Source organism: Methylobacterium sp. 37f (assembly GCF_023093475.1).
In the GTDB taxonomy this organism is placed as follows: domain Bacteria; phylum Pseudomonadota; class Alphaproteobacteria; order Rhizobiales; family Beijerinckiaceae; genus Methylobacterium.
This window is the reverse complement of the sequence record NZ_JAGHKN010000048.1, coordinates 22,261-36,260: the sequence shown is the minus strand read 5'-3', so window position 1 is coordinate 36,260 and position 14,000 is coordinate 22,261. Positions and strand designations below refer to the sequence as shown.

Below are 14,000 nucleotides of genomic sequence, written 5' to 3'. Positions count from 1 at the left end.
GGGCAGGTTCGGGGGCGGGCCTCACGCGCGGGCCTACGGACCACATATAGCGTGACTCAACCCGAACGGTGGTCTCGGAGATATCCTCCTTAGCGTCAGCCCTGACATCGGAATCCGTGGTAGCCGAAGCCTGATACTCCTTGGCCTCCCGCATCGCCTCGATGAGAGAGGTGCGCCCGCGTCCCGTGACCGCCGAGATCTCCGCGAGGGTCTTGCCCTCCGCCTTCATGTCCAGACCCGCCAAGCCGTCGACCAGCTTGCGGCTGGCCTTGTCGCCGCTCGTCGCCACGCCCGCCCGCAGCCGCTTGTCAGCCTGGCGCTCGGCGTCCGTGCGGGCGATGGCGCCGCCCGGGCCGAGCTGGCGAAGGCCGGCCTCGTCGGCCTCCTCGACCATCACGTTGAGCAGGCGCACCATTTCCGCGGCCGAGTAGTTATAGAGGACGCTCCACTCCTTCTTGTCCCACGTGTCGCGCTCGCCTGCCTCATTGCGGAGCTGTCTCCGCCCGAGGGACCTCAGGCACTCCGTGGCCTCCGCCTCGCTCAGGCCTGCGAGGTGAGCGAGATCGGCCGCCCAGTCAGCCGGGCATCCCCCGTTGATATGAGCGGTGGCATTGGCCGTCAGGAACAGCCAGATCCTGCGATAGCCCTGAGCGATGCCGCCACGGTGCGCCCTGAGCCGGTGCAGGTCGGCGAGGACGTTGGGCCAGTACCCGGCCGGGAGGCGCCTCACCCTGCGGGGTGCCGGGTTGTCGTTGGCGGGCATGTCCGCCTGGGCCTCGGCGCGGGCGGCGCGCATCTCCTGGATACGGGCGCGCGAGTACGGGAGGATCGCATCGGCAAGGGCGCCGAACTCGTATCGCACGATGTCCTGAAACGCGGACGGGAACATGAGGGTGGCCATCCTGCCGTTGGTGGCGTTGATGGCGCCGACGAGGCGGACGACCCGGGCCGCATCGCGGACGCAGCGATCGAGACCGCAATCGCGGAACAGGCGCCACATCGGGGCCATGCGCGCATCGAAGGCGGCGAGGACGGCATCATCCCTATGGCGGCGCGAACGCACCGGCATGCCGGCCGAGTCCAGCGAAGGCCCGTGCAGGGCATCGTAGACCGCACGCACGCGCGCCCACGCGGAGGCACGGGCGCCGTCGCAGATCCAGGTGAGCTGCACGCCGCGGCCCGAGCTCACGTCGATCGAGGGGCGCGGGATGCCGGCGGCGACGATGGCATCGACCAGCATGTCGGCGATCTCGACGGCCGACAGGGCGGCGTAGGGCAGGCCCGCGTGGAAGAAGTCGAAATCCAGGGCGAACGAGCCGACCGCCTTGAGGTTCGTGCCTGCGCGGCTGCGGCCCCAGAACCGATTCAGGGAGACGAATGAGGTCTCCGGACCGAGGAACTCGTGGCACTCGCCGTGATCCGCAACGACGCCGTCGAAGCCCGCCTTGCCGTCGCGCACGACCTTCGAGCCCACGAAGGCGCGACCGACTCTGCCGGGAGGATGCAGCGCATCGAAGTGCGCGCGCCGAAGGGCGGCACGGGAGGCAGGGCTGGGAAGCACGGGATTGGGGACGGGCAAGGCTGGGTTCCTGTGTGCGTAGGCTCCACTCCGCGCACGTGAGGAGACTACCCCTTGGCCAAGCATGCCCCAAGCAACGGCCGCCCCGTCCACCCCCGTTGCTGTCTAACCCTCTCCGCAAGCCTGAAACGTCAGATCGCGTTTAAGCCCATGTTCTCCCATAACCAGCCATGAGCACCGTCGGTTGGCACATTCCTCCGTTTCGGGAGGTAATGGCCCTTGATGGCTGGAAATCAGTTTCATGGGAGGCGGCATCCCATGAGGGATCGCCAAACCCATCATTCGCGACAGGCTGTCGCAGGGTGAATCTATCTTGAGGTTGCGTTACGGCATCTCGGTTGTTCCGCTATGCGCTGGTGTCTCGCCTCCATGGGGCGCGCATGGGCGGTCACGGGGCCGCATTGGACGGGTCATGGGGACACCATGGGCGAGCAATGCGCTGATGGAATGCGGCTGGTTGTATCGCGAGGCGTGACGACCACCCGATAGGCGACGCCAGCGCCTCGCCCGCATGGGTCAACCGAATCGGACCATGCGCCAGCGAGGCGACGGGCACCCGCCTCGTGCGCGCGCGCGTGCCATCCCCCGTGCCCTGGATCGGGACACGCTGCGCCCGCCACCGTGGTCATCATGATCGAGGCGAGCGGTCGGCGACGGATGCCCCCCCCCGGGGGGGGGGCTGGACCTCCGTCCTCGATCGCTTCGAGGGACGGGGGACAGGTGCCGCTTCTAACGAACCACAAGAGCAAGGGTCAGGGGTACTACACAATGGTTTTCCTCGGCCTCGACGCCGAGAGCTGGTGAAGCCTGGGGAAGACAAACGGGGTGGAGCTGAACTCATTCTAGGTGGCGCTCACGAGGGCCAAGCAGCGGGCATTCTTCACCTGCTGCACCGAACGGGGCAGGGCCATCGGGTGGCTTGAGGCCCTGCTCGGCGGGCACGTCCCGAGGATCGAGGGCGGCCCAGCCGCGTAGGAGGAACTCACCTGGGCATTCGTTTCGTGGCTGCTTGTCGAACCGAAGCGAGCGCTATTCGCGTGCTTCCTGGTGCTATGGCCGGCGTCCAGTCTGCACGGTCCTGCTCGATCCCTTTCCGGAACCTCGCGCCTCGCTTCCCCAAGCGGAAAGGCCTCAGGCCTTGGGCTCGCCGATGCCGTCAAGGAGGTCCGGGCCGTCGGTGCGGCGGGCGTTCCACTTGCGGAAGATCGCAAGGACGCTGCGGTCGGTGATGCCGTGACGGGCGGGATTGTTCTCGTCGAGGATGCGCCGGAGCCGGGCGGGGACGTCACGGTGCCAGAACTTGGTGTGGTTGGGGCCGACCTCGCGCCCGAGTTCCTGGTAGGCGCCATTACCGGCCCAGCGCAGGCCCTTGGCGCCGAGCAGGGTACCGATCTCGCTGGCGCGGAAGTCGAGCTTCCGGCCGATGCTGCCCGCGGTGCAGGTGTAGACGACCGCGGCCTCGGCGTTGACGGTGGGCAGGTCGGGGGCGGCGCCCTCGCCACCCACGCGTGCGAAGGCCTCCTCCGCCTTGCCGGTCCGGACGCCATGCATCTCGCCGACGAGGAGTTCGACGCCACGGGTGAGGCGCTTGATGAGTTCGCCCTGTTCCTGGACGCGGGCTGCCTGCGCCCGGCCCTCGGCGCGCAGGATCTCGTTCTGCTCACGGAACTGGGCCGCAATGGTCTCCCCTAGGTCGCGCCGGAAATCCTCCATCTCGTCGAGGGGTTTCCTCGGCGGCGGAAGATGGTGGAGCACGCCCATGGGAGGCTTCTCGCTCATGCGGCGACTGCCTTCGGCGTCCCGTGGAAGGCGTCGAAGGCCGCATCGGCAGCGAGCGCGGCGAAGCGCTCGTGGTCGACTTCCGTGCGGTGCCCTAGCAGGGTGTTGAAGAAGTCCGTGGCGTGCCGGGGCGTGGCATGATTCACTCCGTCCTGGCAGTGTGCGGGGAAGTCAGATGCGGGGCTTGGATCAACGTTCGGGGGCGCTGTTCTCGTATGTGGACCTGGAGGCTCGGGTCCGGTCCGATCATCCCCTGCGGAGCATCCGGCAACTGACGGACGAGGCGCTGGCGTCCCTGAGCGGGTCGTTCTCGACGCTCTATGCGGCTCGGATGGGTCGTCCGTCGATCCCGCCCGAGATGCTGCTGCGGGCCATGCTCCTGCAGGCGTTCTACTCGATCCGCTCCGAGCGGCAGCTGATGGAGCGGCTGGAGTTCGACCTGTTGTTCCGCTGGTTCGTCGGGTTGGGCATCGATGATCAGGCCTGGGATCATTCGAGCTTCACCCGGAACCGGGATCGGCTTCTGGCCGGTGAGATCGCGGCCCAGTTCCTGGCCGCGGTGCTGGCTCAGCCCCGCGTGAAGCGGCTCCTGTCCAGCGATCACTTCAGCGTCGACGGCACGCTGATCGAGGCCTGGGCGTCGATCAAGAGCTTCAAGCCCAAGGATCAGGGCGGCAACGATCAAGGGAAAGGCCCGCCGCCGTCCGCCGGCGGGCGCAACGCCGAGGTCGACTTCAGGGGGCAGACCCGCTCGAACGAGACCCACGCGAGCACCACGGACCGAGAAGCCCGGCTCTACCGCAAGGGTCCGGGGATGGAGGCCAAGCTCTGCTTCATCGGCCACACCCTGATGGAGAACCGCTCGGGCCTGATCGTGGACACCCGCCTGACCTTGGCGAATGGTCACGCCGAACGGATCGCGGCGTTGTCGATGATCGAGCCGAGGGCGGACCGGCCCAGGGCGATCTCGGTCGGCGCCGACAAGGCATATGACGCCGAGGACTTCGTCAACGAGCTCAGGTCGATGAACGTGCGTGCGCACGTGGCCCGGAACACCAACGGCCGCCGCTCTTCCATCGACGGACGAACCACCCGGCACGCCGGCTACGCTCGGAGCCAGAAGATCCGCAAACGCATCGAGGAGGGCTTTGGCTGGATCAAGACCGTCGGTGGCCTGCGCAAGACCCGCTTCAAAGGCCGCGACAAGGTCGGATGGGCCTTCGCCTTGACGGCGGCGGCCTACAACCTGGTCCGCCTGCCCAAACTGCTCGGGGCTCCGGCGTGAGCGTCCTGGGCAAGTGGCGGATCGTCGAGCTGCCCGGCTACGAGGATGACTACGCCGACATGGTCGAGCCCGCCTACATCCTCTTCGAGGACGGTCGCGGTGAGTTCGCCTTCGGGTGTGTCACCGGGGCCTTCGCCGGCGGCGCCGGCTGGCAGGGTGAGTGCGCTGCCGTCGCGTTCGATTGGAATGGCAACGACGAGGGGGACGCGATCTGCGGCTCCGGATCGGCCGAGCTTCAGGCCGACGGCTCGCTCCAAGGCGAAATCCGCGTCCACGGCGGAGACGAAATCCCCTTCATCGCCCGCCGATGGCAGACTTCTTCAACACCCTGCTAGGGCGTCGCGCATGACGGCGTGGGCACGCCTGCGGTCATCGATCTCGATCTGGGCGAAGACCGCCTCCGCCTCGGGGTTCGCGACCCCCGCCGCAAGCATCTCGCGGCGGGCGAGGTAGGGGTCCCGGGCGAGCGCGCGGATGTAGCGGTCGGCGACCTTGCTCTGGGGGACCTTGCCGCGCTCCCAGCGGGTCCAGGTCTTCGGGCCGGTGGAGAGGATCTGCTCCATGTCGGCCTGGCGGAGCCTGTACTTCAGGCGGATGGCGTTGAGTTCGGCGGCGGAGAGGAGCCCGTCCATCTCGCGGATGGCGTTGGCGACGGCGAGCTCGTGCTCGGAGATCTGCGATCCCTGATAGCTGACGTTTCCGCATTCCGCGCAGACCATGCGCCGGTCCTGGATGGTGAGGCTCTTCCCCGACCGCTCGACCACGCATGGCTCGACGCGCTCGGAGACCGCGATCGCCTCGCAGGCTTGGCAGGCCTCCATCGTCATCGATCGATATCCTTCTTGAATGAGGTGACGACCAGGATGTCGGCGTCGCTGACCAGGAGCTTCAGGAACATCCAGTCGGCGCAATCGTCGACCCAGATCGAGTAGTAGTCCGACACCGTGGTGGGGTAGTGCCTACGGGTGGGTTCGGACTTCTTGAAGTGCGTTTCGCCCAACTCCGTCTGGATGATCGCCCTGAGATCGTCGGTGTCCAAGCCCCGGGCACGCAACTCGGCGAAGACGGGATCGAAGAACGAACAGGATTCCTCGTCGATGACGAGCTGGCGAACCTTCGACAGAGGATTGTGCGGCGCCATCCGGCCTCCAAGAGGTAGCACCGTGCTACCCTGATTTCAACCGCGGCATTCTGCTGAGGCCGGCGCCCTTTTCTTGCGACGGCGAACCGTCGGTGAACATGGCACGGAAGCTTTTACGCATCGGCACGAGCTCGGTTCCGGTGCCGTCCGAGGTTGCGGTGGCCCGATTCGCTGTCCGACGTCAGCACCTGTGGGACAGATTGAGGGTCTTCACGAACGGAGGATGGCTGGTTCATCGTAGCCCCTGAGGAGCGAAGATGAAGCAGACATCCGGACCGGCCAAGAAGCCGGCAGAAGCGGTGATCAAGGACATCCGTCGGGCCACACGTCGACAGTTTTCGTCCGAGGAGAAGATCCGCGTGGTGCTGGAAGGCTTGCGCGGCGAGGACAGCATCGCCGAGCTGTGCCGGCGCGAGGGGATCGCCGCCTCGATGAACTACGGCTGGTCCAAGGAGTTCCTGGAGGCTGGCAAGAAGCGCCTGTCCGGCGACACGGCTCGTGCGGCCACCACGGATGAAGTGCGGGATCTGCGCCGCGAGACGGGGGCGCTCAAAGAGGTCGTGGCTGATCTCGTCCTGGAGAACCGTCTGCTCAAAAAAAGCATGAGCGGGGCTGGGGGCGACGAGGCATGAGGTACCCAAGGGGCTTCCCGTCGCGGATCACCTGAGCGCCGGTGAGGATCAGGGTGGTGTTCGCCCCGAAGGAATGTCCCGCTGCGACGATGCGCTTGCGGTCGATTGCGGCGTGGAAGGGACCGGTCCGGTCAAGCAGGCGGTCGAGGCCGAAGCTCACGTCTCGCGTCCGCTCGATAGCCTCGCGCTCGTCCGCCGCGCCGTCGAGGCGGTCGAGGAGCAGGAGCGGGTTGCCTTGCCACAGGGTCTCGTCGCTTCCGACGTGCTGGATGTGCAAGCTGGCCGTACGTTGCGCCGACCATCCCTCACCGAGGTAGCTGTAACCCTTCCGCGAACCGCCCAGCCCATGGGAGAACACGATCAGTGGAACTGGTGCCTTCCGGGTCGCGGCAGCCGGCCAGTAGAGCCGCGCCGGCACCGCGCGGGCGCGTGACGTGTCGACCCATTCGAAGTCGATGACCCGGGCTTCGTCGGGGACAGGTCGCGCCATCGCCGGCAAGCGTGGAAACAGGGCGCTGGCGCTTGCGGCAAGGGCCGTGGCAGCAAACCGACGGCGGGTTGGGCCGCGCGTGGCAGGTTCCAAGACCGTCTCCGAGTTGGACTGGGCGTCGACGATGATGGTCATTCACGTTCCGTGGAACCCGTTAGCAAGCCGAATAGAGCGGAGCCTTGTGTCCCCGGTTTGGCAATGCCGGACCGGACGTATGCCCCCCCCACCCCCTAACCCTAGGCTTGGCGCGACCACCACGACTAACGGGCAACCGGACCATTCATTAGGCTTGGGCGTTCAGCATCCCATGAATGTCGACGATCTCAGACTGAAGCATCCGCGACGATAAGCGGTGCGGCGGCCCCAGGCGCGATATGGTCCGTCCAGGGCATTCGATGAGCAGGCCGCGGACGCGGCCTAGGTCTTGTCTGTCTGGCCGTCGTTCTTGCCGCGGGGTTTTCCATCATCGTCCAGGGCCACGTAGGTGAAGACTCCCTCGGTGACCCTTTCCGGTTGACCCCCCGTGCGGTCCCTGGCCCAGACCTCGATCCTCACGCCCAACGATGTCTCGCCGTCCTCCTGCAAGCTGCAGTAGCAACTGACCTCGTCGCCCACCGCAATCGGGCGCAGGAAGCGCATGGCGTCGATGCTAACGGTCGCGACGCGGCCCTTGGTTCGCTGGGCGGCGAAGGTGCCACCGGCCAGGTCCATTTGCGACACCGTCCATCCGCCGAAGATGGCACCGGCGGCATTCGTATCGCGTGGCATGGCAATGGTGCGTAGGTGCGGACCATCGGAGAGGCGTGGGATCGTGTCGCCCATGTAAGATGCTCCAAGCAGCGAACGTTCAGGCCTGCCGTCCGACAAGGGGTGAGGTCGTGTAGTGGGCCAGTAGGTCCGCCGGGTCCCGGTAAGTGGCGATGCAGCCGGACTGCTTCACCTCCTCATCCGTCCAACCGCCGCTGAGCAGGCCAATCGTGCGTATGCCGGCCTTGCCGGCGGCCTCGGCATCGTAGGGTGTGTCGCCGACCACGATTGCATCGCCTGGCTCGATCCCATCGAGACGCTTTAAGGCGGCCAGGAAGATGTCTGGGTTTGGCTTGCTCTCCTCGGCATCGTCTGAGGACGTCTCGATTTCGATGAGATCCTCGATGTCGGCGATCTTCTTGTAGACCTTGAGCTCGTCCGCCTTGGCGGAGGAGGCCAACGCGAGCCGCTTCCCGTCGGCCAACAGCCGTTCGACGAGCGCCCGGACCTCCGGCAACCCCTTGATCGTCGGCAGGTAGCGTTCCTTCAGGACCTTCGAGCGGTGCTTCTCCAGCGCGTCGCCCTTCTCCGCGATTTCGTCCTCGGATAGGAACACTCGGAGCAGAAGGTCGCCGCCCTTGCCAATTTGCCGCCGAAGGTCCTCGAAGGGGATGTCGTGGCCGAAATCGCGAAAGGCGTCCTGCCAGGCCTGGGCGTGCTGGGGAACGGAGTCGATGAGCGTGCCGTCGACGTCGAAGATCACTGCTGCGGGCATGAAACGTTTCTTCCTCTACCCTTACGGAAGCAGCGGTTCGGGTCGCAAGTTCCAGCTTGAGGGCGCGGCATGACCAGCGTGGCACGCCACTACCGACCCGAGGGGTGCCGGTCGACATCTTGGGGGGTATGAGAGTGCATGCGCCGCTTCCCGCCCGAACGTATCGTCTGCCTGACCGAGGAGACGGTGGAGACCCTTTACCTCCTCGGTGAGCAGGACCGCATCGTTGGCGTCTCCGGCTATGCCGTGCGCCCGCCCCAGGTCCGTCGTGAGAAGCCCAGGGTCTCGGCCTTCACCAGCGCGGACCTGCCGAAGATCCTCGCCCTCGCACCCGATCTGGTGCTTACCTTCTCCGATCTTCAGGCCGGCATCGTCGCCGATCTCGTCCGTGCGGGGATCGCCGTGCATGCCTTCAACCAGCGCAACGTCGCCGGCATCATGGCGATGATCCGCACCCTCGGGGCCCTCGTTGACGCCCGCGAGCAGGCCGAGGCGCTCGCCACCAGCTACGAGGACCGGCTGGCGCGGGTAGCAGACCTCGCCCGCGGGCGACCCCGGCCCCGGGTCTACTTCGAGGAGTGGGACGAACCCCTCATCTCGGGAATCGGCTGGGTGTCGGAGCTCGTTGGCATCGCTGGCGGCGACGACATCTTTCCGGAGCTTGCTCGGCAGGCGGCCGCCAAGGACCGCATCGTAACGCCCGAAGCAGTGATGGCGGCTGCGCCCGAGGTCATCCTGGCGTCGTGGTGTGGGAAGAAGGTCGTGCCGTCCCGCATCGCCTCCCGGGCAGGTTGGGCTGATATGCCGGCCGTAGCGCGGGGGTGCATCCACGAGATCAAGTCGCCCCTCATCCTCCAGCCCGGGCCCGCGGCCCTGACCGACGGCCTGGACGCGATCCTGTCTGCCCTTGGGCATCCACCGGTGCCGGGCAGCCCAACGCTGCCTATCCTCGGCTAGAGCCGTTCCCCTTCGGATTGGGGCCGGCGTACCCGCCACGAACATCCGCAATGGGTGGATTTTTGCCAGTCTGCTTTCGAGCAGAAAGTTCTTGCATATCCCACATTCTTTCGAACTGCGGCGCAAAATGGCTTCGAACTCTCGCGGTCGTCACTCAGCTCTTGCGTCTTCTCCAAACCGGACGCTTTGCGCGTTAGTTCGAGTGGCTCTCAGGAGAACAACGAAGGGACGGAGTTACAGCCCCAGGTGTTGTCGATGCTGAACCAAGGGCGCTCTACCACTGCGACTTCGACAGGATGATGTCCGGTTAATGCAATTGTGCGAGACGAGTGCGAACTTCCGCCCGGGCTAGGCTGCGGCCGAGCTCTAACAGCAGCCTCTCCGCCAAGGCGAGGGCCTCCGGCTCTTCAGCCTCCTGGAGTGACCTGTAACCCGCTAAAATGAAGCCCGCCGCTCGCTCCAGCGGCATAGCCGCTTGATCTGCACTCGTAATGATGAGGGGGCTATGCCCTTCCTCACTGTGTGTAATGTCTACGACAATGCCGCGGCCCGATACCACGGCGCCAGTATCATCTTTGTCGAACTTCCCGCGAGCCAGAATCCGGCGCGTCTGACCGTCGGCCGAACAAACGCGGTGCTCAGCGATAAACCAACCGCCGTATATCGCGCATCGCCAGATTTGCCCCATGACGTGTGCCCGGTCTTCCGGGTGGACGCCGCCGTTGAACGTTTCAAACGGAATGCCCTCCTCAGCCAACTTGGGGGTGAAGCCGAACAGGAAGGCGATCATGGCGTCGCCAGTGACAAGATTTTGGCGGGCGTCGACCTGCCAGCGACCAACTGCATCGGCATCCTCAAGGACAGCTTGCAACTCATCGCGCCATGGATCGACGCCAGTGCCGTCCGAAGTTCGCATTTGCTCAAACGCCTCAGTTCAATCACAGCCCTGGATAATGTAAAACGAAGCTGGGGTACATCAACGTGCGTGCCAAGCTGCTGACACGAGGTGTCATAGCTGATCGTCGCCGGCCATAAAGGCCCTTCCTAAAAGTCGTCGTGCTGCCGATAATCGACGGCAGACGCAGCGGGTCTGCTCCTCAAACTCGTAGCGCCGAGACACACCCACCCCAAGCCGACGCTGCCGGAGCGCTGACGAACAGCTGCTTCGGGGAAGCACTGACGGTGGTCAGAGCGGCCGAGTTGCATCGGGAACCATCCGTCCGCTCTACGACCGGCAAGGGTGGAGAACTGTCTGGCCGCTTTCGGGTACAGGATGTACCGAAGCGGACGGTGTCACCTGTTGTACGCTCAGGAAAGGAAGAACGAGGCCTTATCGTCTCCTGCATGGGGGCGTTTCAACAGCCTGTACAAATCGCTGCGCGGATGGCGCGGCTCAGACGCATGTCGGCCGTCGCTAAGTGCAGCGAGGTACCAAGGCGCTGATCCACGGGCGCGCCCAGCGGCTTGGTGGTTCCATTGGCAGCCACGTGTCGGAGCAGGGTCGTTGCCGTGGGATGGAAGGTGCCTGCCGATGGAACGGCCGCCTCCGGTGTGCGGGCCACGGCGAAGGGCGCTGAGCTCGTCAGGGTGAGCGCGACGACGACGGGGCGAAGGATGGTGAGCATGGCGGGTCTCCAAGTACCGATACTTGGAGTTCGTGGCCCACGACGATGCGTTACCTGATCGACGGCCGGTTCGTGTGATCCCGTACCGTCATCATGCCCGCCCTGAGAGGGTAAGGGCGGTGGCGTGCCGGCGAAACATCGCGTTCTCCACGTTTCCACCGCGTTCCGGCGTCAGGCGTTCCCCGACACGATGCCCGAGATCCGAATGCCGAGCCTCTCGGGACCACGCAGGGAGGCTCCGGGCCTGTAGGGCGGCGGGTCGGCCATGAGTCGGGGGGCGACGAGGCGGCGGCAGAGGGCGACCAGGGCGATCTCGGCCTCGATCCGCGCGAGCGGGGCGCCCATGCAGTAGTGCAATCCGCCGCCGAAGCCGAAATGCTGGTTGTCCTCCCGATCCGGGTCGAAACGGTCCGGATCTCTGAAGCGGGCCGGGTCGCGATTCGCGGCGGCGAAGAGCAGGATGACCGGCGTGCCCTTCGGAATGGTTTGGCCGGCAATCTCGATGGCCCCGAGGGCTTTGCGGGTCCGGAAATGCACGGGCGGCTCGTAGCGGAGCAGCTCCTCGATCACGCGCGGCGCCCGCTCCGGATCGGCGCGCAGGCGCTTCAACTCTTGCGGATGGCGCAGCAGGGTCAGCATGCCGTTGGTGATGAGGTTCACCGTGGTCTCGTGGCCCGCCACCAGCAGCAGGATCGCCGTCGAGATCAGGTCGAAATCGCCCATCACCGCCTTGCCGTCGGGACCCGGCGCGGCCAGGGCGCTGAGCATGTCGGCCGTGGGGCGTCGGCGCTTGGCGCGGATCAGGGCGCGCATGTAGCCGGAGATCGCGTCGAAGGCCGCCACCGTCCGGTGCCGGCTGGCCTCGTCGTGGCGGGCATCGGGCTCCAGGGCGGTGGCGAGCTGCGTCGCCCAGGCCTGGAACTGCGGCTCGTCCGCCTCAGGCACGCCGAGCATATCGCAGATCACCGAGACCGGGAGCGGATAGGACAGGTCCTCGACGAGGCAGACTTCCTTGCGACCGACACAGGCGTCGATGAGGGCGTCCACGTCCCGCACGACCCGCTGCCGCAGCGCCTGCACCCGCGCCACCGAGAACTCGCGCATCACGGCATGGCGCAGGGTGTCGTGGTCCGGCGGGTCGCGGAAGATCAGGGGGCGATGGGCGGTGGCGATGCGGTCCTTGATCGGATTGAGGAGCCAGTCCTTGAGCGGGTTACCGGTGCGCGGGCGGTGGGAGGGTGGCAGATCCTCGGAGCTGAGGCGCGGATCGAAGATCAGGCTACGGATCGCCGCGTGGCCGCTCACCACGATGCTGCCGTCACGCTGGAGCGAGACCGGGGTCTCGCGAAGCCGCGCGTAGATCGGGTAGGGGTCGGCCCGGTTGGCGGGGTCCAGGACCTCGGAAAACAGCGTGTCCTCAGCCATGGCGGGCCTCGATGGGGGTGGACGCGGCGCGCGGTGGCGGAAAGCCCGGTGACATGGCGTGGAAGCCGCCCTGGTCGCTCGCGTCGCGGATCGGCGGAAACGCCTGTCCGGCCGTGATCGCCTCGGCATAGGCGGGAAGCCAGCGGGCCTGATCGAATGACACGGCCGCGATGCTGCGTCCCGCGCGGCCATAAACGGCGAGGAAGCGCCGTGACGCCCGCGAGCCCTGCACGATCGCGACCGCGTCGGCGCCCTCGCTCAAGCCGACGGCCTTGATGTTGATCCCGAACTGGCTCGACCAGAAGGCCGGCAGGTGGTGGTAGACCTGCTGGTCCTCGGGTCCCGCCAGCATGTTGCGCGCGGCGTGCGCGGCCTGCCCGACGGCGTTGCCCCAATGCTCCACCGACATCAGCCGGCCGCCGTAGAGTGCGTTCGGCCAGCGCGCGACGTCCCCGGCGGCGTAGATGTCCGAGCACGGCGTCCCATCGGCGCCGAGCACCCGACAGGCGCCGTCGCAGGTCACGCCGCTGGCGTCGGCCATCAGGCCCGCTCCCGAGAGCCAGTCCGTGGCGCGCGTGGCGCCGAGCGCCACGATCACGAGATCGGCCTCCATCGCGCTGCCATCCGCCAGATGGGCGCGAACGACCCGGCCCGAGGCGTCGCCCGCGAAGCGGAGCACCTGTGCGCCGGCCTGAAAGGTCACGCCGGCCTCCCGCAGGCAATCGGCGATGACGCCGCCGACCCAGGTGCCGAGCGAACGGGCGAGCGGCGTCGAATTGGGATCGACCAGCGTGACCGGTAGTCCGAGACCGCGACAGCAGGAGGCCACCTCGCAGCCGATCAGGCCGGCACCGACGATGAGGACGCGGGCAGGCCCCTCCGCCAACGCGGTGCGCAGGCGGGCGGCATCGTCCCGGCCGCGCAGGGTGAAGATGCCGGCGAGCCCGCCTCCAGAGGCCGGCGGCCAGGGGCGCGCCTGCGCACCGGTGGCGATGAGGAGGCGCTCGTAGGCGAGCACCGCCCCGTCCGCGAGGCGGATCGTGCGCGCATCCCGGTCGAGGGCGATGGCCCCGTGCCCCAGCCGCCACTGCGCATCGAGGGCGACGCGTTCCGGAAGCGCGGTGGCATTCGATGCCAGTTCGCCCGACAGGACGTGCTTCGACAGGGGCGGCCGGTCGTAGGGGCGATATGGTTCGTCGCCCACGATCGTGACCCGGCCGGCATAGCCGTTGCGGCGCAGGGCCTCGGCGCCCCGGAGGCCGGCGAGCGACGCGCCGACGACGACGATGCCGGCCGTCTCCGCCTTACTCACGATACGTCTCCGAATTCGGCCTGGAGGCTGATGGCGCGGACGGGGCAGGCCTGGACGGCCCGCTCGATCTCTCCCCGACGCGCACGCGGCGGAGCCGGATCGTAGAACAGGATCTCGTGACCCCGGACCTCGAAGGCACCGGGCGCGGCGTAGCAGCACTGGGCGTAGCCCTGGCACCGATTGAGGTCGACCACGACACGAAGCGGCGCGGCTTCGCCTGGAACGGGTTCGGTGGGGTCGGTCATGGCGATAC

Annotated in this window: 15 protein-coding genes and 2 pseudogenes; 5 read left to right on the top strand and 12 right to left on the bottom strand. The window is 67.0% G+C overall.

All coding sequences use genetic code 11. From position 1 onward, the window contains the following. The 3 genes from J7U37_RS22315 to J7U37_RS22305 form a co-directional block, all read right to left on the bottom strand. The coding region (locus J7U37_RS22315; protein ID WP_247637138.1) for a hypothetical protein at positions 1-1,579 on the bottom strand (1,579 nt) is incomplete at its 3' end. Positions 1,580-2,710: 1,131 nt separating this feature from the next. After that, on the bottom strand, positions 2,711-3,358 hold the full coding sequence (locus J7U37_RS22310) for a hypothetical protein (protein WP_247637137.1): 648 nt from the start codon (positions 3,356-3,358) through the stop codon (positions 2,711-2,713). Further along, on the bottom strand, positions 3,355-3,504 hold the full coding sequence (locus J7U37_RS22305; RefSeq protein WP_247637136.1) for a hypothetical protein: 150 nt from the start codon (positions 3,502-3,504) through the stop codon (positions 3,355-3,357). The genes J7U37_RS22310 and J7U37_RS22305 overlap by 4 nt, the downstream gene beginning before the upstream one ends. A gap of 29 nt (positions 3,505-3,533) precedes the next feature. On the opposite strand from J7U37_RS22305, the gene J7U37_RS22300 reads away from it, so the two are divergent. Both J7U37_RS22300 and J7U37_RS22295 read left to right on the top strand, forming a co-directional pair. Next, complete coding sequence (locus J7U37_RS22300; protein WP_247637135.1) at positions 3,534-4,643, top strand: IS5 family transposase; 1,110 nt, start codon at positions 3,534-3,536, stop codon at positions 4,641-4,643. Further along, a complete protein-coding gene (locus J7U37_RS22295; RefSeq protein ID WP_247637134.1) occupies positions 4,640-4,978 on the top strand; it encodes a hypothetical protein in 339 nt (112 codons plus the stop codon). Before J7U37_RS22300 ends, J7U37_RS22295 begins: the two co-directional genes overlap by 4 nt. On the opposite strand, the gene J7U37_RS22290 is transcribed toward J7U37_RS22295, so the two are convergent. Further along, on the bottom strand, positions 4,964-5,470 hold the full coding sequence (locus J7U37_RS22290) for a type II TA system antitoxin MqsA family protein (RefSeq protein ID WP_247637133.1): 507 nt from the start codon (positions 5,468-5,470) through the stop codon (positions 4,964-4,966). The two genes, J7U37_RS22295 and J7U37_RS22290, sit on opposite strands and share 15 nt — an antisense overlap. Further along, positions 5,467-5,784 (bottom strand): type II toxin-antitoxin system MqsR family toxin, encoded by a 318-nt coding sequence (locus tag J7U37_RS22285; RefSeq protein ID WP_247637132.1) that lies wholly within the window; start codon positions 5,782-5,784, stop codon positions 5,467-5,469. The genes J7U37_RS22290 and J7U37_RS22285 overlap by 4 nt, the downstream gene beginning before the upstream one ends. A 257-nt stretch (positions 5,785-6,041) precedes the next feature. Here J7U37_RS22285 and J7U37_RS22280 point away from each other — a divergent pair. Next, positions 6,042-6,424 (top strand): annotated as a pseudogene (locus J7U37_RS22280) (transposase); the annotation flags it as partial. A gap of 308 nt (positions 6,425-6,732) precedes the next feature. Here J7U37_RS22280 and J7U37_RS22275 read toward each other — a convergent pair. From J7U37_RS22275 to J7U37_RS22265, 3 genes and pseudogenes are all read right to left on the bottom strand, one after another. Beyond that, positions 6,733-6,906, bottom strand: a pseudogene (locus J7U37_RS22275) (acetylhydrolase); the annotation flags it as partial. A gap of 417 nt (positions 6,907-7,323) precedes the next feature. Next, on the bottom strand, positions 7,324-7,728 hold the full coding sequence (locus J7U37_RS22270; protein WP_247637131.1) for an acyl-CoA thioesterase: 405 nt from the start codon (positions 7,726-7,728) through the stop codon (positions 7,324-7,326). Between the two features lie 25 nt (positions 7,729-7,753). Continuing rightward, positions 7,754-8,428 (bottom strand): HAD family phosphatase, encoded by a 675-nt coding sequence (locus J7U37_RS22265; protein WP_247637130.1) that lies wholly within the window; start codon positions 8,426-8,428, stop codon positions 7,754-7,756. A gap of 138 nt (positions 8,429-8,566) precedes the next feature. Between J7U37_RS22265 and J7U37_RS22260 the strand changes: the two genes are divergently transcribed. Continuing rightward, entirely contained in the window at positions 8,567-9,385 is an 819-nt protein-coding gene (locus J7U37_RS22260) for a cobalamin-binding protein (protein WP_247637129.1), read from the top strand. Positions 9,386-9,890: 505 nt separating this feature from the next. Then, positions 9,891-10,385 (top strand): hypothetical protein, encoded by a 495-nt coding sequence (locus J7U37_RS22255; protein WP_247637128.1) that lies wholly within the window; start codon positions 9,891-9,893, stop codon positions 10,383-10,385. A 355-nt stretch (positions 10,386-10,740) separates the two neighbouring features. Here J7U37_RS22255 and J7U37_RS22250 read toward each other — a convergent pair whose 3' ends face one another. The 4 genes from J7U37_RS22250 to J7U37_RS22235 all read right to left on the bottom strand — a co-directional run bounded on the left by J7U37_RS22250 (position 10,741) and on the right by J7U37_RS22235 (position 13,992). Next, complete coding sequence (locus J7U37_RS22250) at positions 10,741-11,010, bottom strand: hypothetical protein (protein ID WP_247637127.1); 270 nt, start codon at positions 11,008-11,010, stop codon at positions 10,741-10,743. 171 nt (positions 11,011-11,181) lie between these two features. After that, entirely contained in the window at positions 11,182-12,435 is a 1,254-nt protein-coding gene (locus tag J7U37_RS22245) for a cytochrome P450 (protein ID WP_247637126.1), read from the bottom strand. Next, positions 12,428-13,747, bottom strand: coding sequence for an FAD-dependent oxidoreductase (locus J7U37_RS22240; RefSeq protein WP_247637125.1), 1,320 nt, complete (start codon positions 13,745-13,747; stop codon positions 12,428-12,430). The genes J7U37_RS22245 and J7U37_RS22240 overlap by 8 nt, the downstream gene beginning before the upstream one ends. After that, positions 13,744-13,992 (bottom strand): ferredoxin, encoded by a 249-nt coding sequence (locus J7U37_RS22235; RefSeq protein WP_247637124.1) that lies wholly within the window; start codon positions 13,990-13,992, stop codon positions 13,744-13,746. Before J7U37_RS22235 ends, J7U37_RS22240 begins: the two co-directional genes overlap by 4 nt. Positions 13,993-14,000 lie beyond the last annotated feature (8 nt).